Source organism: Thalassospira xiamenensis M-5 = DSM 17429, from assembly GCF_000300235.2.
In the GTDB taxonomy this organism is placed as follows: domain Bacteria; phylum Pseudomonadota; class Alphaproteobacteria; order Rhodospirillales; family Thalassospiraceae; genus Thalassospira; species Thalassospira xiamenensis.
Genome location: NZ_CP004388.1, coordinates 1,018,973 through 1,039,697 on the forward strand (window position 1 = coordinate 1,018,973; position 20,725 = coordinate 1,039,697).

Sequence of the window (20,725 nt, forward strand, 5' to 3'; positions counted from 1 at the left end):
CGTCCGGCGGGTCGCTTTTTGTTTGATCGGGTGTCATTTCCTTCAATAAGTTTACCACCTTATCGCCGATGGTTGCTCTTTTGCGTTTGACCAAAACGGAGTTGATGATGGGTTTCTGGCAAAAGGCGATGATCGCAGTGGCGTGCAGCAAACCATTGCGCCGCGCGGGCGAGGCGGTCGGGCGGAAAACCGGGCTGGCTGCACAGTTCGTTAGCGGCGCGGATGGTGCCGGGCACGTGAAACGCACGCAGGAATTGGCAAAGCAGGGTATTCGGGTTTCGAGCTTTTATCTGGGCGAATATGTGACCGATCCGGCACAGGTGGCGGAAACGGTTGATGCAGTTACAGCCGTGATCCCCAAGCTTGATCGTGTTGGTTTGGATGTTCATGTTTCCATTGATCCATCGCAGCTTGGCTATATGCAGGATCCGGCGATGTTGGATGACAATGCCCACAAAATTGCCGGTTTGATCCGCGACGTCGGTGTTGAGAAAGCAGGTCGGCGCTGCTGCCGGATGATGATCGACATGGAAGATTTCGACATGGTCGATGATACGCTGGCCCTTCATGATCGGCTGCTTGAGGCAGGGTATCCGGTAGCCCAGACATTGCAGGCGCGATTATTGCGAACCGAAGCCGACATGGCGCGCAAGATCGCACAGGGGGCCATGATACGTCTGGTTAAAGGGGCGATGGCCCCGCCTGATCATGTTGCTTTTACCCGGCGTCGCGACATCGACGAAAATTACCTGAAACTGGCGTCAATGATGTTGTCCGACGAGGCGCGCCTTACCGGATTTATGCCGGTTTTCGGATCGCATCATCGTGAGTTGGTTGAATATATTGCAAAGGTCGCAGACGAACGTGGATGGGAGCGTGAGGCGTTCGAGTTTGAAATGCTTTATGGCGTCAATCAGCCACTTCAGCGGGATCTTGTGTCGCTCGGTTATCGGCTTCGGCTTTATGCGCCGTTTGGGGCGGATTGGTGGGCTTATGCGTGGCGTCGTGTTGGTGAAAACCCCCGCAATCTTGGTCTTTTGCTGCGTTCGCGGCTGAATGCTACGGGTCTGTAAATGCGAGCGGGTTGTGTTCGTTGCGTTCTGCCATGCATCTGCCCAAATGATAAGATGTAATGTAAAACAAAATCAGTCATTTCCGGTGTTTTGGTTAGGGCCATGCATCGGAAATGATCATTTAAACGGCGAGCACCGAAAGGAAGGCCGGATGAAGATGGTCAAGATCATGATGGCGGGCGCAATGGCGGTGCTGCTGGCGGCCTGTTCGACCGGGCCGCGTGTCTATACCGATGCCGATCCGGCGGCCGATTTTTCGCGTTATCGGACCTTTGCCTTTTATGAGTCCGCGGGAAAGTCGGATGAAAAATACGCCACCCTGCACGGTCAGCGGATCGAGGATGCAGTCAGTGCCGCCCTTGAAGCGCGCGGTTATCGCGTTGACATCAACACCCCTGATATCCTGATCAACTATCACCTCAAGACCGAGGAAAAGACCCGGACATCACCGCCGGTCTATTACGGCGGGTATTACGGTTATCGCAGCGGGATGTATGTCGGTTGGCCCGGGTATGTCGAGCCGGGATATGTTGACAATTATACCGAAGGCACGATTTCGGTCGATATGGTAGACCGCCGCACCGATCAGATGATCTGGGAAGGCACGGCGGTTGGCCGTATCGACAGCGAGTTTCGCAACAATCCCGATCAGGGGGTGCGCAAAGCGGTTGGCGCGATATTTGGCAAATATCCCTATGTCGCGGGAAGCAGTGTTCCGGTGGTGCCTGCGACGCAGTAGGGCGGGTTTGGTGGATTTGGTAAGCGGAACGGGCCGGGGGGGGATGCCGGCCCGTTCTGTTTTCGGCTGTTCGCGAGGCTTTAGCTCTGCTCGGCAAACGCCCAGTAAAGTTCCTGTGCGCGTTTGGTTATCGGGCCGGGTTGCAGGTTGCGGTCGTCGAGTTTGACGCAAGGTGCGACCTTGTAATAATTGCCGGTGCCAAAGATTTCGTCGGCATTTTCAAGTTCGCTGTAGGTCACGGTTTTTTCGATGACGTCTATGCCGTCTTCGCGGAGCAGTTTGATCACGCGCTGCCGGGTCAGGCCGTTTAAGAACGTGCCGTTGATCACGGGCGTAAACACCTTGCCATCCTTGGCATAGAACAGGTTGGCATAGGAAAATTCTGCGACATTGCCGAGCGGATCGAGCATTACGCCAGTATCAAAACCGTCTTTGGTGGCCTCTGCCACGGCGCGGCCGACATTGGGATACAGGCAGGATGCCTTGGCCTCGGTCGGGGCACTTTCGGGCGAGGGGCGGCGGAAGCTTGATTTCCGGGCGGTAAAGCCGGTTTTGATGGCATCGGGCAGGTCGGATACCGAAATGCACAGCACGAATTGCGCGCTTTCTGGTGTCGGGGCAAGGAAGCCTTCGCCGCCATAGACAATCGGTTTGATATAAAGTGCCAGCGCCGGATCGAATTTCTGAACGCCTTCGCGGACGAGGGCGACGATCTCATCGGTGGTGATCTGCGGGGCAAGACCCATCAGTTCGGCCGAACGCAGCACACGGGCGCAATGAGGCACAAGATCGGGCATTTTGCCATTGATGCGGCGCGCGCCGTCAAAGACCGTGGAGGCCATCCACATGCCATGGGTTTGCGGCCCGATAATATGCGGGTTGCCTTCGTGCCATTCGCCCTTGTACCAGGTCCATGTGGTGACGGCTTTGGTGTCTGCGGTAGTGGCGTGACCCATTCTTCTTGCTCCTGATCGAATTTCGGGTGGCGTTTGCATGTCGCGGGGCGATGCAAGGCATCCAGAATAGGGGCTTTGCGCGATCATGGTCAAAGAAAACTGACAGGGTAAATGCCGGTTCGGTGCCGTTTTTAAGGAAGTTGCGATAAATGACGGTTCTGTGAAATATCCCGCATCATGCACACGTGTGCGTTGGCGGGCCGGAAGGCCTGTGATATGTGTGTGACCGTGCTGCAAGACTGAAAACAGGCACGGCCAGACGGCGTAAAGAGGGAAATTGCGCGCATGACCGAGGGGAAACACACGCCTGCAAATGGTGACGGGGCCGAACCAGGCCGCGATTTGCAGCATATCGTGACCTCGGCCGATGTTGCGCGCGAAGCCGGTGTTTCGCGGTCCACCGTTTCGCGGTGTTTATCAGGCGACCGGCGGATATCGGATGCGACCCGCCTGCGGGTACAGGAAACCGCCAACCGGCTTGGTTATCACGTCAATAAAATCGCCCGGTCGATGAATACGCGCAAAAGCGATCTGATCGGATTGGTGACATCGGGGCTTTCCGATCCGTTCCGCGTTGAATTCCTTGATAAACTGATCCTTGCCATTCAGCAGTCCGGTTATCGTCCGTTGGTGATTGATGTATCCGATCCCGCCCAGATGGGCACATCGATGATGCATTTGTTGCAATATCAGGTGGCCGGGGTGGTCGTGACATCGGGAAGCCCGCCGCCCGAAGTCGGTGTACATTTCCTGAAACGCAGTGTGCCGGTCGTTCTGGTCAATCGCGCCGGGCGGCTGGAGGGGGCCGACGTTATCAATTGCGATAATGTGCGCGGCGGTGAAATGGCCGCCGACCTGTTGCTTGAAACCGGTAAAACCCGGTTCGGGTTCCTCAATGTCAAGGGTGGTACATTCAGCGGCAATGTGCGGGGCGAAACATTCGTTTCGCGCCTTGCACCGCGCCTTGCGAGCGGGGATATCAGCTTTACCCCGCTGGTCTGCGACAGTGCCGATTATGATGGTGGCTTTAATGCCGCGCTTAAATTTCTGGCAACGCCGGAAACCGCGCCAAACGCGATTTTCTGTGCCAAGGACCATATTGCGTTGGGTCTTCTGGACGCGGCCCGGTTTGAACTGGGCCTGCGCATCCCCCAAGATATTGCCGTGGTCGGGTTTGACGATATTGCCGCCGCCCGGCAGGGGGCGTATCAATTGACCACTGTGTGCCAAAGTGCGACGAAGCTGGCCGAAATGACGGTGGATCGGCTGCGCCAGCGCATCCGTGGCGATGCCCTGACGGATCAGCGGCTGATCCTGCCGGTAGAAATGACGCGTCGCCGGACCGCCTGAACCGGTCTTTTTTACGGATTTCAGGCCGATTTTTCTTCGATTTCTGATGCAAAACGGCTGACTCACGATGTTTCTGCGGGTTGTGCGCACACGTGTGCGTTAAGTTTTAAGGCGGATGCCTTGCTGAGGGCAGCGTATGGTTTTGCGATGGCGGTTTGTGGGCATGAAATTTTTATATTTAAAAACAGATGGTTATTCGTGGATGGCGAGAGTTTTTGGGCTCTAAATAGAATTTTTCTGTCATTTCATGGAATTTATGATTAAATCATTCCAGCACGTGATTTGCGCAATGGTAATGCACACGTGTGCATTCAACGAAATGCGAACCGGGAGGAAACCCAAATGACGATCAGAAATTCTCTTTTTGCGACTGTCGCGATTTCAGGCCTTTTGGCTGTTGCGACCGCCGGTTCGGCCAATGCGGCCGGTCGGCTTAATGTCATCTGCTCGGCCGATAATGAATGGTGCGAGATGATGGAAACCGCGTTCGAGCTGGAACATGACATCGATGTATCGATGGTTCGCAAAAGTTCGGGCGAGGCTTATGCGCAGGTTCGCGCCGAAGCTGCCAATCCGAAACTGGATGTATGGTGGGCCGGGACCGGCGACCCCCATCTTCAGGCTGCCGCCGAAGGCCTGACGGAAGAATATGAATCCCCGCAACTTGGCAACCTGAATGACTGGGCCGTGCGGCAGGCGAAAAATTCCGGCAATCGGACGGTCGGGGTTTATGCCGGTGCACTCGGCATTGGTTACAACAATGATCTTCTGACGAAAAAGGGCCTTCCGGCGCCGAAATGCTGGGAAGATCTGAAAGACCCGGCCTATAAGGGCGAAATCCAGATGGCGAACCCGAATTCATCGGGCACGTCCTATACCGCACTTGCGACGCTTGTGCAGATTTTTGGCGAAGAAAAAGCCTTCGATCTGCTTAAAGAAATGCACAAGAACGTCAACCAGTACACCAAATCGGGTTCCGCCCCGATCAAGGCCGCAGCCGTTGGTGAAACCACCATCGGCATCACCTTCATGCATGACATGGTCGCCCAGATCAAACAGGGGGCGAACCTGACCGTGGTGTCGCCGTGCGAGGGGACCGGTTACGAAGTGGGTTCCATGAGCATTATCAAAGGTGCGCGTAACCTTGAAAATGCGAAAATCTGGTATGAATTCGCACTTAGCCCGCGGACCCAGTCAATTGCCGAAGACGCGCACAGCTATCAGGTGCCGTCCAACAAAGAGTCAAAAATTCCCGATGGCGCACCGCGTCTGAGTGAATTGAAACTGATCGATTATGACTTCGCGAAATACGGGGATGCGGAAACCCGCCGTCATCTTCTGTCGCGTTGGGATGACGAAGTCAAAACCGCGCCGCAATAAGCGCGATCTGCCTTAACGGTTCTGTCCGTTCGGTGTGATCATCGGACGGGCAGAACCAGACTTCCCAATTCGGCGTGCAGGAGAGTTTCGTGAACCGGATGCTTTGGTTCTGGCTGGTGATCGGCTGGATCGGTTTTGCAATTTTACCCTGGTATCAGCAGGAATACGGGTTCTGGACCCTGGAATGGCTGTATGACGGCTATCCGATGTATGGCGATTATTCGCCTGCAATCCTGCAAACGACCCTTCATCAAAAATTCTGGCTGCTGCCGATTGCGGCATTTTTGCTGGCACCGCTCGCCCTAGTGAGGGCCGGGCGTGATCATCCGCATTATGCCCGTATCCTGATTTCATGCGGGCTTGGCGGTTTGATCTATCTGGTGGGGCAGGGCTTTTTTGTCGGCATTTCCGGCTGGGGATTTGGCTGGCTTGAGGCGATGTTTGGCCCGCTTGACGTCCGGCAATACGGGCTTGGCTATGGCGCGATGTTTGTTGCGGCCAGCCTGCTTGTGATGCTTTGCACCGGTCTTGCCGCGGCGGGGGCGATGCGCGGTGATGTGTTTGTCACATCCGCCATCGGGACGGTTATTGCGCTTGTCGGGTTGTTTGTCTTCTTTCCGGTGGCGCGCATTTTCATCGGATCGTTTGTTGATATTGATGGCAATCTTTCGGGCGTGGCCTTTATCCGCAATTTCCTTGATGACAGCATCTGGGGGCTGGGCTGCTTTGCCGGGGGTGTCTGCGGGGTTGCCTGGAATACGGCGTTTCTGGCGGTTCTGACCGCTATTTCGACCACGCTGCTTGGGCTTTCATTTGCGCTTGTGGTGACGCGGACCGGGTTCCGGTTCAAAAAGCCGCTGCGGGTTTTGACGGTGTTGCCGATCATTACCCCGCCTTTCGTGATCGGTTTGGCATTGATCCTTCTTTTTGGCAGATCGGGGGCTGTAACGCAGTTCTTTGCTGATCTGCTCGGGGTGGAGGCAGGGCGCTGGCTTTATGGCCTCCCTGGAATCTGGCTGGCACAGACCCTGTCCTTCACCCCGATTTCTTTTCTGGTGCTGATCGGTGTGGTCGAGGGTGTCAGCCCGTCGATGGAAGAAGCATCGCAAACCTTGCGGGCCGGACGGTGGAAGACGTTTGTCAATGTGTCGCTGCCTTTGATGCGCCCCGGTTTGGCCAATGCCTTTCTGCTGGCCTTCATCGAAAGCATGGCCGATTTCGGTAACCCGATGGTTCTGGGTGGCAATTACGAAGTGCTGTCGACCGAGATATTCTTTGCCATTGTCGGCGCACAAAACGATGCCGGACGGGCCGCCGTCCTTGCGATGATTCTTTTGTTCTTCACACTTTCGGCCTTTGCCGCACAGCGGTTCTGGCTGGGCAAAAAATCCTATGCCACGGTATCGGGCAAGGCCGATAACGGGGCGCATGTCGGGCTTAATCCCGGGATGCGATTGGCGTGTTATTTCACCGCTATTCCGTGGGCGATCTTTACGGTCGTGCTGTATGGCATGATTTTCTATGGCAGCTTTGTCAAACGCTGGGGCTTTGATAACAGCCTGACGCTGGATAATTACGGCGATGCGTTCGGTGTCGGCTGGAGCGAGCATGGCATCGTCTGGGCCGGGGCGGCATGGGACAGTTTCTGGACCACGTTGAACATCTCGGCGATTGCCGCACCCTTGACCGCAGCGGTTGGTCTGACGACGGCCTATCTGCTGGTGCGGCAAAACTTCCGGGGCAAAAGTGCCTTTGAATTTGGTACGATGTTAAGCTTTGCCATTCCCGGTACGGTGATCGGTGTCAGTTATATTCTGGCGTTCAACGTGCCGCCATTCGAATTGACCGGGACGGGTGTGATCCTTGTGATCTGCTTTATCTTCCGCAATATGCCGGTGGGTGTTCGCGGCGGGATTGCCGCCATGAGCCAGTTGGACAAAAGCCTTGATGAAGCATCCCTGACCCTTGGTGCCAACAGCTTTACCACGTTCCGGCGCGTGATCCTGCCGCTGTTGCGCCCGGCGATTGTTGCCGCACTGGTTTACAGCTTTGTGCGTGCCATTACCTCGGTCAGTGCGGTGATCTTTCTGGTCAGTGCGGATCACAATATGGCGACATCCTATATTATCGGGCTTGTGGAAAACGGGCGATACGGCGTTGCGATTGCCTATTGCAGTGTTCTGATCCTTGTCATGCTGACCGCGATCCTTGTTGTGAACGGCCTGATCGGGCAACGGCGTCTGCGCCGCGAGGACCGGGTTGAGGCAACACCGGACAAGACATCGACAGGAAATCTGAGAGAGAAGCATTCATGAAACTGAAAACGCGTGCGGGTTCGGTCGTATTCGACAATGTCACCAAGACTTATGGTCACGGGGCGGTTACCGCGATCGACAATGTATCTTTCACCATCAATCCGGGCGAGCTTGTCACCCTTCTGGGGCCAAGCGGCTGTGGCAAGACCACGACATTGCGCATGATTGCCGGGCTGGAACATGCGACAACGGGCAAGATCCTGATCGGGGGCAAGGATGTCACACAGCTTCCGGCGACGGATCGCGATGTCAGTATGGTGTTTCAATCCTATGCGCTGTTTCCGCATATGACGGTGGCCGAAAACGTTGCCTATGGGCTGAGTGTCACCGGCGTTGCCAAGGCCGAAGCCAGGGACAAGGCCGAGGAAGGGCTTAACCTTGTGGGCTTGGGCGGATATGGCAGTCGCCTGCCGTCCGAGCTTTCGGGCGGGCAGCAGCAAAGGGTGGCGGTGGCGCGTGCGCTGGTGCTGGAGCCTGAAGTTCTGTTGCTGGACGAGCCGTTATCGAACCTTGATGCCAAGCTTCGCCGTCATGTGCGGACCGAAATCCGCGATTTGCAGCAAAAACTTGGCCTGACGGCGGTTTATGTGACCCATGATCAGGAAGAAGCATTGGCGGTGTCGGACCGGATCATCGTGATGAACCGGGCGGTGATCGCGCAGCAGGGCACGCCACGCGAATTGTATGAACAGCCGCAATCGGAATTTATCGCCGACTTTATCGGTGATGCCAATCTGGTTGACGGGGAAATCATCAGCATCGATGGCAACCATGCCCGTGTCGATATCGGTGGCGCGCACTGCAATCTGCGTCATCGCGGGCAGGCAAAGGGACCGGTCCGGGTGGCGGTGCGACCCGATGCGGTGCAACTGACCGGATTGGCGGCGATTGCGGGCGATGCACATGTCATTGAAACGTCGCTAAAAGGTCACATTACGCATGCAGCCTATCTTGGTAGTCAGATGCAGTATTCTGTGGCAACCCCGATTGGCGAGCTGTTTGTGATCGATCATCGGATCGATACACCGATCATCGCGGGTGAACAGGTTGCCATCGGCTTTTCCGAACGCGGCATGGCCGTGGTTTCGGGGCAATAACGGATCAATCGCAAAACTGTTTCAGGCAGGGACAAAGTGGAAAAGACATTTTCGGGAATTGATATCGAAGCACGGTTTGAACATGCGCGCGACGTGATCCGCGAAGCGGGCAAACGCGCCATGGAATATTACGAAGGCGACGCCGCCGACCTTGCGATTGAAACCAAAACCAACGCGCTTGATATGGTCAGCATTGCGGACAAAAACGTCGAGGCGATTATCCGCGACCGGATCGGCGATGCCTTTCCCGAGGACGGGTTCCTGGGCGAAGAAATGGGCATCGAGAAGGGCGATAATGACTGCCTTTGGGTGATTGATCCGATTGATGGCACGGCCTGTTTTGTCAATCAGATGCCGACCTGGTGCATTTCGGTTGCCCTTATGATCGGCAAAGAAGCGGTCATCGGCCTGATTTACCATCCGTGCAATGGCGAGCTTTTCAGTGCGGTGATCGGGGATGGCGCACGCGTGAATGGCGAGCCGGTCAAGGCCAGCGATGCCAAACTTGTCAGTGATGGTGTCATGGGGATCGGCATGTCGCATCGTCTGCCAAGCAGTTCGATCGTGCCGGTGATCGGCCAGTTGCTTGACGAGGAAGGCATGTTCATCCGCAACGGGTCGTGTGCGTTGATGATGGCCTATGCCAGTGCCGGGCGTTTGATCGGCTATTACGAGCCGCATATCAATCCGTGGGATTGCATGGCGGGGATTGTCCTGATGCGTGAGGCGGGGGGCTGGTGCAATGATTTTCTTGATCTGCCCAACGTGCTTGAAGATGGTGGGCCGATATTGGCCGCGGGGCCCAATGTCGCCAAACATCTGGCGGATATGATCGGGCTTTCGTATCGGGGCTGATCACACCTGATGGCGCGATATTGAATGCATGCTGACCGGTGCCGGGTTTAGTCCCCGGTGCCGGTCAGTTGCTGTTTGCGTTCTGTGAGCATGCGGTAATCAAGGCGGGAAAGTTCGTGATTAATGGCCTTGATATCGAGCGGCTTGGTGCAGTGCGCATCCATGCCGGCCGCGCGAAATTCTGCCAGATTGTCGCTTGATGTATCTGCGGTCAGGGCCAGAACCGGGATGGTTGCCTTGATCGGGTCGGCAAATTCGCGGATCTGGCGGGTGGCTTCGATCCCGTCCATGACGGGCATATGCACATCCATCAAGACCGCGTCAAAATCATGTTCAAGCAGTTGGTCAAGGGCTTCCTGCCCGTTGGCGGCGGTGACGATTTCATGGCCCTGCTGTTCAAGCAGTTTCTGGGCGAGAATACGGTTGATCTGGATATCCTCGACCAGAAGAAGTTTGCGCCCCAATACGCGCGGTTTGTCCGGATCGGCGAGGCCGAGCTGACGGTCGTCTTCGGCTTCGCTGCCACGTTTTGGCGCGTCTGTCAGCGGCAGGTTGAGGTCAAACCAGAAGGTGCTGCCCTTGCCCTCGATGCTTTCGACATCAATCGTGCCGCCCATCGCAAGGATCATTTTCTGACAGATGGCCAGGCCAAGGCCGGTTCCGCCAAAACGGCGGGTTGTTGATGTATCGACCTGTGTGAAGGCTTCGAAGATCGAGCGGACCTTATCGACCGGGATGCCGATCCCCTCGTCACGGACAGAGATGCGGAACGCCATGCGACCGTTGGTGGTTTCCTGCCGGGTTACGACAACATGGATAGTGCCGGATCTGGTGAATTTGATCGCGTTGGAAACCAAATTGGTCAGGACCTGCTTGATGCGGACCGGATCGCCGATCACCCAGCGCGGCATGTCGGCCGGGATATCAAGATGCAGGCGGTTATCCTGATTGCGTGCCGGGACCATCATCATGGAAACGACTTCTTCGCAAATCGCGTGGATGTCGGTTGGCACTTCTTCAAGGACCAGTTTGCCGGCCTCGATCTTTGAGAGATCAAGAACATCGCCGATCAGGGACAAGACATGACGCCCGGCACCATTGATGGTCGAAAGATAGCTTCGGATGGTTTCGGACGGTTCGTTTTTGTCGATGGCATCGCGTGCCAGCTGGGCGTAGCCGAGGATCGAGGTCATTGGAGACCTGAATTCGTGGCTCATATGGGCGATGAATTCGGATTTTGCGCGGTCGGCCTGCTGCGCCTGATTCATGGCGTTTTCGGCTTCCTGACGGGCGTTATCAAGTTCGCTGGTGCGCTGATAGACCAGATCGACAATCCGTTTTTCGGTGCGGGTCAGGGACCGCAGATAGACCATCAGAAGGATGCTGATGGTGGCACCAAATACAAAGATCGCCCATGGCTGCCAGTATAAAAGCCCGTTCAGGCGGGCTTCGGGCCCGTGCAGGACAATCGTCCAGTCGCGGAAGCCAAAGGTAAAGGTCGATACCTTGGGGTTATAGCCGGAGGTGATTTCCTTGACGATATGGGTGATCGCATATTCCGGGCGTCGATTGGAATAGATCAGTTGATGGCCTTCGGGGGCATCCATATCCGCCAGATGGATTTCAAAATCCGATGGCAGGCGGGCAATGCGGGCGGCACGCGTGATCATATTGGTCAGACGCAGCACGCCAACCGCAAGGCCAAGCGGCGCCTTGCCGGGATTGCGCCGGTTCGGGACATTTAAAAAGGCCAGTGCCGTGATTTCGGCGGTGGCGGACTGCCGCATCCGGATCGGTTCGGTCAGGGTAATGTTTCCGGTGCGGATGGCGGTTTGCAGGGCCTGGTTGCGGATTTCATCGCTTGCCAGATCGAACCCGACGACATTTTCATTGCCGGACTGCGGAAAAACGTAAAAAACCGGGAAATATTCATCGCGTTCCGGGGAGCGTCGCATGTCGCCATCGATCAGATTGCGAATTTCAAAATTTTCAACACCCCGGAGGGAGGCATTTTCCTCGATCAGACCGCGCGCGCGGCGTTCGATATAGGGGACCCATTCCAGTGCTGCGACACCCGGTCTGCGTTCGACCCACGGGCCGATCATGGCGTTGAAGGTATGAAACGACACATCGCCATGGACATCAAACAGGGTGCGCACGGCAATCAGGCTGTCGGTGGCGCGGCCCAGTTCTTCGCGAAGGGATGCTTCGAAGGCGCGGCGGTACTGTTCCGTCTGGACGTCAACGGCGTGATCAATCTGACCGAATGTGTACCATGCCGCCAGCCCCGATATCGAAAAACCGGTCAGGCCGACAATCAGGGCCAGGTTGCGACGCAGACGGTGGATATCGCTTGAAATCCGGCCATCGCGGGTGCGCATGGTGATGACATTGATTTTTTCGATGCCCGCACCGAGCAACAATGTCCCGACCGAAACCGCAATCACGTAGCTGTAAAGATTTTCAAGGCCGATATTCATGTTGGATGTGTGGATAAAGGTGCTTTCGCCCAAGGCGGCAAAAACAACGATATCAACGACGATAAAGGCATTGACCAATGCCGCGCCCAGCAACCCGAACCGCACCGCCCCCCACAGAACAAAGGGCAGGGAGACAAAGATGAACAGATATTCCGGTTTGGCAATCAGCGGGGTTGTCTGGACGACCGAGGACACGATGATGGTGGCGACACAGACAAAGGCCAGTTCGCCGTAATATGCAAAGCCGTGTGATCGCCATTTCTGATGGATCAGGCGCAAAACCAGCGGCCCGATCACCATTACACCGACCAGATCACCAAGCCACCAGCCCCGCCAGATGGTGGCGAACTGGTCAAAATTGCCAATTGCCGTCAGGCTGAGGCTTGTCGTACCGCAAAGTGCGGCAAGCGCCGGGCCGCCAAGCCCGCCGATCATGATCAGGCTGAAAATCCCGCGCGCGGTCAAAAGCGTGGAGCGGCCAGATATCCGGGCGATCAGTATCGCGGAAAGCGTCGCGGCCAGGGTGTTGCCGATTGCAATCAGAATGGCGGTTTCAACCGGTGCCGCCGTCGTCAGGTTCACCAGAAGCGCACCTGCAAACACGGCGGGAAAATAACGCCATCCCCATGCAATCAAAGACCCCAGCGCAATCCCGGAAGGCGCCCAGATCAGGGTGACGCTGCTGCCATAGAAAGGGAATTGCAACCCGGCATAGCCAAAAACGAAATAGGTTAGCGCAATCGCCACAAAGCGGATGATGTGCACAGGGGCCAAACGCAAATTCGTTCCTTCCCGGGGTTGGGCGCTTCTGATCAGATGGGAAGTCGGGCGCAAAAATGAAGACCCCGATCCCAATGTTTCGGGACGATTATCACGCAAAATTCTTAACGCACTATCCCCATTTGAGGAGAATGCAAAAAGGTGATGGTTGTTCTATTGGCTGACCCAAAGGACGCGCGCGATCCAGTCAATGTCGCGGGCTTCGACATAGCGGTCCTCATAGGCCGGGTTCAGCGATTTCAGTTCCACCCCCATCGCCCCGCGGCGCACCAGTTCCTTGGCCATGACTTCGCCCGATGTGGTTTTGACAACCACGCGGTCCTGCGGGCGGATGTTTGATGCCGGGGAGACGACGATCAGATCACCATCGCGAAAGACCGGGGCCATGGAATCCCCCGAAATCCGAAGCCCGTAGGCGGTCGGATCATGCAGGGCGGGAAAGGTGATGTCTTCCCACGCGCCGCCGACCGGATAACCGGCATCATCAAAAAAGCCGCGATTCCCGGCCTGGGCAAAGCCGATGACCGGCACGCGCCCGGCCCCGTTGCCATCGACAAGCTGGGCGAATTCCTGAAAGGTGACATTGGCCACCGACAGCACCTTTGAAATGCTTTCGGTCGAGGGCCAGCGGGGTTTGCCCTGATTTGTCGTGCGTTTGGACCGGTTGAATGTGGTGGGGTCAAGCTGCGCCAGGCGGGCCAGCCCGGAGGGGGTCAGCCCGTTATCTTCGGCGATCTTGTCGAGTGCGCCCCATATCTGTTCTTGCCGGATCATACGGTATCCTAGCAGGATGACGGGGCGGCGGAAAAGGAACAAATTCCTTGCATATCCGAAAGTTGAACCGATATCGCCATATGATTGAAAAGGTTATCAACCCCGGCAATGCATGCCGGGGTTTTGGGGGCAGGCGGTGGCGTCATGCGCAGTTTTCATGCATCGGCTTCATGCACTGGCTTCGTGCACCGGGACATCCTTGGATGATTTCAGCAGATCGATGCTGTGGATGCAGTCGGATTTGGCTTTGTAGCCCTCGCTGCTCATGGCGATTTTAAGGCCGTTGCGCGCGATATAGGTCCAGCGCCATTCGCCTTTCTTGTCCTTGTAAAGCTCGTAACGCGGGGCGGGTGCATTTGCCATGGGAGACTCCTGACTGTCAGTGGATCGGCATGCAATGGATTGCATCGACCGGTGATGGAAAATTGCCCGATGGGGCGTCCATGAAGACAGTTCAGAAGCGGCTTTGTGATGAAACGGAGCCGGAAGAGCGCGGGATTAGCGCAGAAGCGCAATCCCGTCATCGTGGCCTGCCAGCAGGATCACATCCTTTTTCGATGGGGCCTTGCATTTTGTGGCCGGGCGGAGTGCGAGCAGGGACGTGGCAATTTTCTGCGCGCCGGGGGAGAGGAAAAACGCATCATCGGGCCCCAGTTCGCGGGAGCAGAAAAGGGCGGCATCACGTGGTTTTTTGGCGGCAATGAAAAGCTTTTCAAACGCATCGACAAAATCGGTCGATGTTCCCATTGCTTCCTGTTGCGTCATTTTGATGCTGGCCCAGCTCATGGGAGTCTCTCGTCTGGTTGCGGATATTTCACAGGCCATTATTCATCCGGTGGCCGTCAAGTCGAGCATTTTCGCGGCTGTTTGAATAATAGGAAATTAATCCTTTACAATGAGAACAAAAAGGGATTATAGCTTGTGGATCAACACCGGAAGTGCATCCGGAAATAGCTTTGATGCGGTCAGAATGGCGGAAAGCGGCATATAAGCCGGGTTTTGCACGTATCACGTTGGCCATCTTTACATATCCGGCAGGCAATTGGCTTTGGGCTTCTTTGAGGCGCGAAAGGGGATAATTGCACGCGTTTTCGGAGGTGTTGATGCGAGACAGGCAGTTCAGCAGGAGGGCGAAATGAGTGAACAGAGACTTTTTCCCAAGCCGATCGCGGACCGCGTGGCGACCCCGTTTTCCAGCGCAATGCAGGCGTGGTTCTGGTTTGTGCGGTGCCAGGCGTCACGGATCGAAGGGGCGCGTGTGGTGGCGGATGCCAGTGACGTTGTGCGCCCGTGCGACCCGGATGATATTTATAACGCGGTCATGCGGCTCCGGCGTGAAAATGTGCTGGGTGACCGGCATTTGCAGGTGATCGAATATTACGGGCTGGTGGAACGCACACCCGATCCGCGTGATGGCCGTGAAAAACCGAAATATGATCTTTGGTGTGATGCGATGGCGGCCTTGCAGGATGCGTTGATTGCGCGCGATATCGTCCTGCCGGGGGCCGAGGATGCCTTTCACCATCCCGAAAGGATGATTAAAATGACGGGAGAATTGCCGCCATGCAGACTTTGATTCGCGAGGCGATCCGGCCCGATATCCAAGCGGGTGCTCAGGCGGATTCTGTGCCGAAACAGCCGGTAAATTCGCCAACTGAACCGGTGATGCGCGATGTGCTTGTCGTGTTTGCCGATGCGCCCGAAAAGCGGCTTTTGCGATGGTTGAAACCCGGTTTCCGGCATTGTTTCGTGCTGATGTCGGGCGGACGTGCCGGGGAGTGGATCTGCCTTGATCCGCAAAGCCACCGGGTGGCGTGCGATGTCTGGCAATATTCGGTTCTGTTCGATCCCGAAGCCCATTACCGGGCGCGCGGGTTTGACTGCATCTGGGTCAGCTATCCGGCGGAAGTGCCAAGACGGGTGCGGTTGGGCGCGTTTACCTGTGTCGAGTTCGTCAAGCGGTTGCTGGGCATTTCCGGGTTCTGGATCGTGACGCCGCATCAACTTTTTTGCGCGATAAAACGTGCGGAAACAAAGGAGATGCTGCAAGCGGAGAAATGGCCGCTATATGGCTGAGGCTGTGCCGCCTGAGCCTTTGAAAAACCAGCATTTTTCGAGGTTCAGGCGGGGATGTCTTCGCGGTCAAGATGCCTGCGAAGCGCATCAATAACCACGTTGTTAAGGTTCATGTGATGGCGCAGGGCAAACAGCATTGCCCGACGATGAAGTTCGGGACCGGGCCGCACATTAAAACTGCCCTTTAACGGGGTGTCAGGGGCACGGTTTTCTGACTGGCAAAGTTCAAGATAGTCTTCCACGGCTTCGTGAAAGGCGTCCTTGAGGCTTTTGGCATCCGTTCCCTCATAGGTGACAAGGTCGCGAATGAATTCGAGCTTCCCGTGGAATACTTCATCCTCGTCGCTGAATTCCACCGATCCAAGATAACCTTTGTATTCGAGCATGTTGGTCATATCAGTTTCTCTTCGGTCAACAATCGCAACACTTCGTTGATGACATAAAGCTTCACGATGTTGCTTGGATGTGGTTTGTGCAGGCTGATCGTGGGTGCCGTTGCATGGGTGAATTTGCGCCGTGAACCGCCGGTTTTTCCGCTATTGTTTTCGGTATAACCCAAGGCCGTCAGAAGGCGGACCAGTTCATCCCAGCTAAAATCTTTTGGTCTGCTTTTAAGCCGTTTGAATAGCCCCTGGAATTGTAGACACCCGGTTTGATCAGATTTTTCGTCTTTCGAATTCGACGGGTGACAACATCCCGTTGGTACTATGTTTGCGCTTCGGGTTGTAGAACATTTCTATGTAATCGAAGACATCCTGACGTGCCTCATCCCGTGATTTATAGACCCTGCGGCGGATGCGTTCGCGTTTAAGCAAGTTGAAGAAACTTTCGGCAACAGCATTGTCATAACAGTTCCCACGGCGGCTCATACTATGTTCAAGATTGTGCTGACGAAGGAAAGCTGGCCCAGTCGATGCTGGTATATTGGGAACCCTGATCAGAATGGATCAGCACCCTGTTCTTTGGCTTTCGCCGCCAGACGGCCATCAGCAAGGCTTGCAGAACAACCTCTGTATCTTGTCGCTGCTTCAATGCCCAGCCAACCACCATGCGGGAATAAAGGTCAATTACGACGGCAAGATACGCAAATCCTTCCTGTGTCTTGATATAGGTGATATCGGTCACCCAAACGGTATTTGGTCTGGCGGTATCAAACTGCCGATCCAGTTTGTTGTCAGCGACGACAGCCGGTTTGCGGCCATATTTGCCGGGACGCTTCTTGTAACCGATCCGGGCGCGTATGCCTGCATTGCGGGCCAGTCGGGCAACACGGTTCGGACTGCAACTCTCTCCCATATCCAGCAGATCATCATGGATTTTGCGGTAGCCATATACCTGACCGCTGTCTTCCCATATCTGGCGAACAAGCGCGGTCTGCCTTTGATCTTCCAGAAACCGGGCGCTGTGTGGTTTCTTCTGCCAAGCATAAAAGCCACTGGGATGAACCTGCAAACACCGGCACATGGTGCGCACCGAGTAGACCCGGCGATGCTGGTCAATAAACGCGTACCTCATTTTGCATCCCTGGCGAAGTACGCGGTTGCCTTTTTTAGAATATCGCGCTCCTCGGTGATCCGGGCGAGTTCTTGCTTCAGGCGGCGTATCTCGGATGATTGTTGATCAGCTTCAGCAATCGTATCAGGGGACTTGCTGAACTTCTTCTTCCACACATACAGGGAATGTGTGCTGACACCGAGACGAGCAGAAACTTCCGCTACTGAGTAGCCTCGTTCTGTAATCTGGCGAACGGCATTGATTTTGAACTCATCGGTAAAATGACTCTTGGGCATCGTAAACTCCTTGCCTCACTTTATAAGTGATGGGGTGTCTACAATTCCAGGGGCTATTCAGTTCAATCAGTTTGTCTTTCCTGCCCATGGCAATTTGCGACGCCCTGATTTGTTGCGGGTGAAATGGAATATAACAAATGCCGGGATTTTATGCAACTAAAACTAGTTGCATCTTGATGTTGGCGAGATTCAGGACGTTTTTGGTGAAATTAAACATGCAAAAACAAATTTTTATGAAGAAAATAGCATTTTTCTGAAAAATGTTCTTGATTTGTTCTTTTTCTTGTGCCATAAGGGAGAAGTCAACACCACAATTGCGCCCGCATCGCTTTATCGCGTTGCGGGCGTTTTTGTTTCCAAGCCCGTTTAAGGGCGTTTGTTTTTTTTAGCCCCGGTTTGGGGCTGTTTGTTTTTTGGGCCCCGGTTTGGGGTGTTTTGTTTTGCCCCGTTCGGGGCGGGGGCAGAAGGAGGTAAAGGGGCATCATGGGCAGTCTGTTTTCGACACCAAAACCATCCGCGCCACCACCAATTGCCACCAGTCCGTCCGCAAACCCGGCGTCCGTCGATGACGGGGAAAGTGCGGCAGAAGCGGCACGACGGGCGCGGTCCGAGGCGCTGGAGCGGCGACGCTATGGCCGGGCCGGTCTGATCGGTACGGGGTTTCGTGGCCTGTTGTCAGACCGGATCGACCGTGCGGCGGGTGGCAAAAATCTTTTGGGGGATTAGGCGATGACAGAACGGCAGAACCGCAAAGCGCGCCCGGTCCGTCCGGCCCGGAAGGTGGGTTTGGCGGCAAAGCGTGCGACGTCTGATCGGGGGCTTCCCGATGGAGCGCAGCGTGCTGCCGGTCGGAATGCGACCGGGCCGGGTGATGCCAATCCGGGGGATGCCAGGCCGGGTGATGCCAGGCCGTCGGGAGCAGACCAGACGGCGGCGAGATTTGGCCGGATGGCGAAGGAGCCGGTCGGCCGTCTTGGAGCAGGTGCTGGTGCTGGTGCGGGGACAGGCAGCAATGCCGGGACCGGAACCAAAGCCGGCGGGATTGCGATTGCCGATTTGCGGGCCCGGTTCCGCGCGGCGGTCGGGCAGAAGCAGGGCTGGGTCCGGCATTGGCAGGAATGTTACGAATTTGCCCTGCCGCAGCGCAATGGGGCAAGCGAGCAACCGGGAGCATCCGGCGGGGTATCTGGTGGGGAAAAGAAGTTTGATCGGGTGTTTGATGCCACGGCCCCCGATGCGGTCGAGCAGCTTGCGGCAAGCCTGATGGCGGAAATCACCCCGCCGAGTGGTGGCTGGTTCGCGTTTGAGCCGGGCGGCAATGTGGCGGATGCGGATCGGGACATTCTGACCGCGCGGCTGGCGCGCGCCGCAAGCATTTTGCAGGGGCATTTTGACCGGTCCAATTTCGCGGTCGAGATGCATCAGGCGTTTCTCGATCTGGTGACGGCGGGGACGGCGTGCCTTCGGCTTGAAGCGGATGATTTTTTAAGCCCGTCGGCGTTTCGGTTTGGCGCGGTGCCGCTGCGTGAACTGGCGTTCGAGGAACGCAGTGACGGCAGAATGGATGCGGTGTTTCGCAAGCTGTCGTTGACCCGTGACGAGATTGCAAGGCAATGGCCAGAGGCGCGGTTGCCCGATAGGGATCGGGATGAGGGGCAGAGCCCGAAACGATACGCGGTGGTCGAGGCGGTTCTGCCCGATCCGGGGGCGTTTGGCGGTTATCAGCTTTGCGTGTTTTTTGAGGATGGCGGGCAGGTTTCGGGTGGTCTGGCCGGCGAAGATGGGGTGATCCATCGGGACCGTTTTGAGGTGTCGCCCTATATCGCGTTTCGGTGGATGAAGGCACCGGGCGAGGTTTATGGCAGGTCGCCGGTGATGAAGGCGCTGCCCGATATCAAGACGGCGAACAAGGTGGTCGAGCTGGTGCTTAAAAACGCATCCATCGCGGTGACTGGCATCTGGCAGGCCGATGATGACGGGGTTTTGAACCCGGCGGCGATCCGGCTGGTGCCCGGAAGTATCATCCCGAAGGCGGTCGGGTCGGCGGGTTTGACGCCGCTTGATGCGCCGGGGCGGTTTGATGTTTCTGATCTGGTGCTGTCCGATCTGCGTGATCGCATCCGGCGGTGCCTGTTGGCCGACCGGCTGGGGCAAAGTGACCAGCCGGGCATGACCGCGACCGAGGTTCTGGAACGGGCATCGGAAAATGCCCGGTTGCTGGGGGCGACCTATGGGCGGTTGCAGGCGGAACTGCTTTATCCGCTTATTCGCCGGGCGGTCCATATTCTGGTGCGGCGTGGGGAGCTGCCCGATATGCCGCTTGATGGCGATGTCGTGCAGTTGCGCCATAGCGCGCCATTGGCCCAGTTGCCCAAACGCGTACAGGCCGGGCAGGCGATGGATTGGCTGTCACGGATTGCGACGCTGGGGCCGGAGGCGCTGGGCGAGGTCGATATGCCGCACATGGTCCGCTGGCTTGCCGATCAGTTTGGCGTGCCGGACCATTTGCTCAGGCCGGTTTTGCCGGTTGAGGCAATGGTTGAGGCGGCGATGATGGAGGATGCACCATGAGTGGTTGGGACTGGTTTGAGGGGGTGGCAGCCGTCGACGAAACGGATGAAGCAGATCGGGTGCATTGGCAGCAATGCTTTGGCACGCACGCGGGGCAGAAGGTTCTGGCGGAGCTTGAACGCAGCATCATCAAAACCGCGCTTGGCCCGCAAAGCCCGGATCGGGCGATCTGGATGCGGGAAGGGCAGCGGGCGCTGGTTTTGCAGATGGCGCGGCTTGCAAGGGGCAGCGTAGATGGGGGCGCGGCGGATAAAGGGTGAGGTTGCCCGTTTTTGTTGGAGCACCTTTGCCTGTGAAGTCGGGAGGATGGTGTGCTTGATGCCAGTTTGGTGCATCCGGCACGATGGACTCCCGCCTGCGCGGGAGTGACGGAGAGGGTGGAGAGACGGGAGCGGTTGGGGCGGGACCTTTGCCTCCCCCGTCATGCCCGCGAACGCGGGCATCCAGACTTGGTGCCGCATCGACGATTAGGAGTTGTGCGGCGCGAGG

General features: G+C 56.5%; 20 protein-coding genes and 1 pseudogene. 12 read left to right on the top strand and 9 right to left on the bottom strand.

The window, feature by feature from the left end; genetic code table 11:
* The first annotated feature begins 104 nt into the window (after positions 1 to 104).
* Positions 105 to 1,073: a proline dehydrogenase family protein gene (locus tag TH3_RS04660; RefSeq protein WP_233421841.1), complete on the top strand. Its 969-nt coding sequence runs from the start codon at positions 105 to 107 to the stop codon at positions 1,071 to 1,073.
* A 151-nt stretch (positions 1,074 to 1,224) separates the two neighbouring features.
* A complete protein-coding gene (locus TH3_RS04665) occupies positions 1,225 to 1,812 on the top strand; it encodes a DUF4136 domain-containing protein (protein ID WP_007090442.1) in 588 nt (195 codons plus the stop codon).
* A gap of 80 nt (positions 1,813 to 1,892) precedes the next feature.
* Here TH3_RS04665 and TH3_RS04670 read toward each other — a convergent pair whose 3' ends face one another.
* Positions 1,893 to 2,768, bottom strand: a complete 876-nt coding sequence (locus tag TH3_RS04670; protein ID WP_007090441.1) for a branched-chain amino acid aminotransferase — start codon at positions 2,766 to 2,768, stop codon at positions 1,893 to 1,895.
* Positions 2,769 to 3,053: 285 nt separating this feature from the next.
* Here TH3_RS04670 and TH3_RS04675 point away from each other — a divergent pair, with 285 nt between their 5' ends.
* From TH3_RS04675 to TH3_RS04695, 5 genes are all read left to right on the top strand, one after another.
* Positions 3,054 to 4,118, top strand: a complete 1,065-nt coding sequence (locus TH3_RS04675) for a LacI family DNA-binding transcriptional regulator (protein WP_007090440.1) — start codon at positions 3,054 to 3,056, stop codon at positions 4,116 to 4,118.
* Between the two features lie 342 nt (positions 4,119 to 4,460).
* Complete coding sequence (locus TH3_RS04680; RefSeq protein WP_007090439.1) at positions 4,461 to 5,498, top strand: ABC transporter substrate-binding protein; 1,038 nt, start codon at positions 4,461 to 4,463, stop codon at positions 5,496 to 5,498.
* A gap of 98 nt (positions 5,499 to 5,596) precedes the next feature.
* The gene (locus TH3_RS04685; protein WP_007090438.1) at positions 5,597 to 7,813 is read left to right on the top strand and encodes an ABC transporter permease; all 2,217 of its coding nucleotides are present in this window, start codon (positions 5,597 to 5,599) and stop codon (positions 7,811 to 7,813) included.
* Entirely contained in the window at positions 7,810 to 8,910 is a 1,101-nt protein-coding gene (locus tag TH3_RS04690; protein ID WP_007090437.1) for an ABC transporter ATP-binding protein, read from the top strand. Before TH3_RS04685 ends, TH3_RS04690 begins: the two co-directional genes overlap by 4 nt.
* A 36-nt stretch (positions 8,911 to 8,946) precedes the next feature.
* The gene (locus TH3_RS04695; protein ID WP_007090436.1) at positions 8,947 to 9,765 is read left to right on the top strand and encodes an inositol monophosphatase family protein; all 819 of its coding nucleotides are present in this window, start codon (positions 8,947 to 8,949) and stop codon (positions 9,763 to 9,765) included.
* A gap of 47 nt (positions 9,766 to 9,812) precedes the next feature.
* Here the strand turns inward: TH3_RS04695 and TH3_RS04700 are convergent, their stop codons facing one another.
* The 5 genes from TH3_RS04700 to TH3_RS22790 form a co-directional block, all read right to left on the bottom strand.
* Entirely contained in the window at positions 9,813 to 13,025 is a 3,213-nt protein-coding gene (locus tag TH3_RS04700; protein ID WP_139328253.1) for an ATP-binding protein, read from the bottom strand.
* Positions 13,026 to 13,178: 153 nt separating this feature from the next.
* Positions 13,179 to 13,799: a LexA family transcriptional regulator gene (locus tag TH3_RS04705; RefSeq protein WP_007090434.1), complete on the bottom strand. Its 621-nt coding sequence runs from the start codon at positions 13,797 to 13,799 to the stop codon at positions 13,179 to 13,181.
* Positions 13,800 to 13,967: 168 nt separating this feature from the next.
* Positions 13,968 to 14,162 carry a YegP family protein gene (locus TH3_RS04710; RefSeq protein ID WP_007090433.1) on the bottom strand — a complete coding sequence of 65 codons (195 nt, stop codon included), beginning with the start codon at positions 14,160 to 14,162 and terminating at the stop codon, positions 13,968 to 13,970.
* 135 nt (positions 14,163 to 14,297) lie between these two features.
* Positions 14,298 to 14,585 (bottom strand): hypothetical protein, encoded by a 288-nt coding sequence (locus TH3_RS04715; protein ID WP_007090432.1) that lies wholly within the window; start codon positions 14,583 to 14,585, stop codon positions 14,298 to 14,300.
* 28 nt (positions 14,586 to 14,613) lie between these two features.
* Entirely contained in the window at positions 14,614 to 14,820 is a 207-nt protein-coding gene (locus TH3_RS22790) for a hypothetical protein (RefSeq protein ID WP_139328254.1), read from the bottom strand.
* A 114-nt stretch (positions 14,821 to 14,934) separates the two neighbouring features.
* On the opposite strand from TH3_RS22790, the gene TH3_RS04720 reads away from it, so the two are divergent.
* Positions 14,935 to 15,375 carry a hypothetical protein gene (locus tag TH3_RS04720; protein ID WP_007090431.1) on the top strand — a complete coding sequence of 147 codons (441 nt, stop codon included), beginning with the start codon at positions 14,935 to 14,937 and terminating at the stop codon, positions 15,373 to 15,375.
* Complete coding sequence (locus TH3_RS22270) at positions 15,363 to 15,875, top strand: hypothetical protein (protein WP_007090430.1); 513 nt, start codon at positions 15,363 to 15,365, stop codon at positions 15,873 to 15,875. The genes TH3_RS04720 and TH3_RS22270 overlap by 13 nt, the downstream gene beginning before the upstream one ends.
* 44 nt (positions 15,876 to 15,919) lie before the next feature.
* On the opposite strand, the gene TH3_RS04730 is transcribed toward TH3_RS22270, so the two are convergent.
* The 3 genes and pseudogenes from TH3_RS04730 to TH3_RS04740 all read right to left on the bottom strand — a co-directional run bounded on the left by TH3_RS04730 (position 15,920) and on the right by TH3_RS04740 (position 17,665).
* On the bottom strand, positions 15,920 to 16,270 hold the full coding sequence (locus TH3_RS04730; protein ID WP_007090429.1) for a type II toxin-antitoxin system HicB family antitoxin: 351 nt from the start codon (positions 16,268 to 16,270) through the stop codon (positions 15,920 to 15,922).
* Positions 16,267 to 16,584 (bottom strand): type II toxin-antitoxin system HicA family toxin, encoded by a 318-nt coding sequence (locus tag TH3_RS23510; protein WP_082242446.1) that lies wholly within the window; start codon positions 16,582 to 16,584, stop codon positions 16,267 to 16,269. Before TH3_RS23510 ends, TH3_RS04730 begins: the two co-directional genes overlap by 4 nt.
* Positions 16,532 to 17,665, bottom strand: a pseudogene (locus TH3_RS04740) (IS3 family transposase). The gene TH3_RS23510 and the pseudogene TH3_RS04740 overlap by 53 nt, the downstream one beginning before the upstream one ends.
* Positions 17,666 to 18,148: 483 nt before the next feature.
* Between TH3_RS04740 and TH3_RS04755 the strand changes: the two are divergent.
* Genes TH3_RS04755 through TH3_RS04765 form a run of 3 tightly spaced genes read left to right on the top strand, consistent with a single transcriptional unit; the run spans position 18,149 to position 20,496 of the window.
* The gene (locus TH3_RS04755; RefSeq protein ID WP_007092512.1) at positions 18,149 to 18,391 is read left to right on the top strand and encodes a hypothetical protein; all 243 of its coding nucleotides are present in this window, start codon (positions 18,149 to 18,151) and stop codon (positions 18,389 to 18,391) included.
* A 3-nt stretch (positions 18,392 to 18,394) separates the two neighbouring features.
* Positions 18,395 to 20,236: a portal protein gene (locus TH3_RS04760; RefSeq protein WP_007092513.1), complete on the top strand. Its 1,842-nt coding sequence runs from the start codon at positions 18,395 to 18,397 to the stop codon at positions 20,234 to 20,236.
* Positions 20,233 to 20,496 (top strand): Bbp19 family protein, encoded by a 264-nt coding sequence (locus TH3_RS04765; protein WP_007092514.1) that lies wholly within the window; start codon positions 20,233 to 20,235, stop codon positions 20,494 to 20,496. The genes TH3_RS04760 and TH3_RS04765 overlap by 4 nt, the downstream gene beginning before the upstream one ends.
* Positions 20,497 to 20,725: the final 229 nt, after the last annotated feature.

What these genes read in the sequence shown, in the direction of transcription:
- TH3_RS04665 (WP_007090442.1), top strand. Translation starts at nt 1,225, where the DNA reads ATGAAGATGGTCAAGATCATGATGGCGGGCGCAATGGCGGTGCTGCTG.
- TH3_RS04660 (WP_233421841.1), top strand. Translation starts at nt 105, where the DNA reads ATGATGGGTTTCTGGCAAAAGGCGATGATCGCAGTGGCGTGCAGCAAA.
- TH3_RS04675 (WP_007090440.1), top strand. Translation starts at nt 3,054, where the DNA reads ATGACCGAGGGGAAACACACGCCTGCAAATGGTGACGGGGCCGAACCA.
- TH3_RS04685 (WP_007090438.1), top strand. Translation starts at nt 5,597, where the DNA reads ATGCTTTGGTTCTGGCTGGTGATCGGCTGGATCGGTTTTGCAATTTTA.
- TH3_RS04715 (WP_007090432.1), bottom strand. Translation starts at nt 14,585, where the DNA reads ATGAGCTGGGCCAGCATCAAAATGACGCAACAGGAAGCAATGGGAACA.
- TH3_RS04680 (WP_007090439.1), top strand. Translation starts at nt 4,461, where the DNA reads ATGACGATCAGAAATTCTCTTTTTGCGACTGTCGCGATTTCAGGCCTT.
- TH3_RS04730 (WP_007090429.1), bottom strand. Translation starts at nt 16,270, where the DNA reads ATGACCAACATGCTCGAATACAAAGGTTATCTTGGATCGGTGGAATTC.
- TH3_RS04705 (WP_007090434.1), bottom strand. Translation starts at nt 13,799, where the DNA reads ATGATCCGGCAAGAACAGATATGGGGCGCACTCGACAAGATCGCCGAA.
- TH3_RS04690 (WP_007090437.1), top strand. Translation starts at nt 7,810, where the DNA reads ATGAAACTGAAAACGCGTGCGGGTTCGGTCGTATTCGACAATGTCACC.
- TH3_RS22270 (WP_007090430.1), top strand. Translation starts at nt 15,363, where the DNA reads ATGCAGACTTTGATTCGCGAGGCGATCCGGCCCGATATCCAAGCGGGT.
- TH3_RS04710 (WP_007090433.1), bottom strand. Translation starts at nt 14,162, where the DNA reads ATGGCAAATGCACCCGCCCCGCGTTACGAGCTTTACAAGGACAAGAAA.
- TH3_RS22790 (WP_139328254.1), bottom strand. Translation starts at nt 14,820, where the DNA reads ATGGCCAACGTGATACGTGCAAAACCCGGCTTATATGCCGCTTTCCGC.
- TH3_RS04760 (WP_007092513.1), top strand. Translation starts at nt 18,395, where the DNA reads ATGACAGAACGGCAGAACCGCAAAGCGCGCCCGGTCCGTCCGGCCCGG.
- TH3_RS04720 (WP_007090431.1), top strand. Translation starts at nt 14,935, where the DNA reads ATGAGTGAACAGAGACTTTTTCCCAAGCCGATCGCGGACCGCGTGGCG.
- TH3_RS04765 (WP_007092514.1), top strand. Translation starts at nt 20,233, where the DNA reads ATGAGTGGTTGGGACTGGTTTGAGGGGGTGGCAGCCGTCGACGAAACG.
- TH3_RS04670 (WP_007090441.1), bottom strand. Translation starts at nt 2,768, where the DNA reads ATGGGTCACGCCACTACCGCAGACACCAAAGCCGTCACCACATGGACC.
- TH3_RS04755 (WP_007092512.1), top strand. Translation starts at nt 18,149, where the DNA reads ATGGGCAGTCTGTTTTCGACACCAAAACCATCCGCGCCACCACCAATT.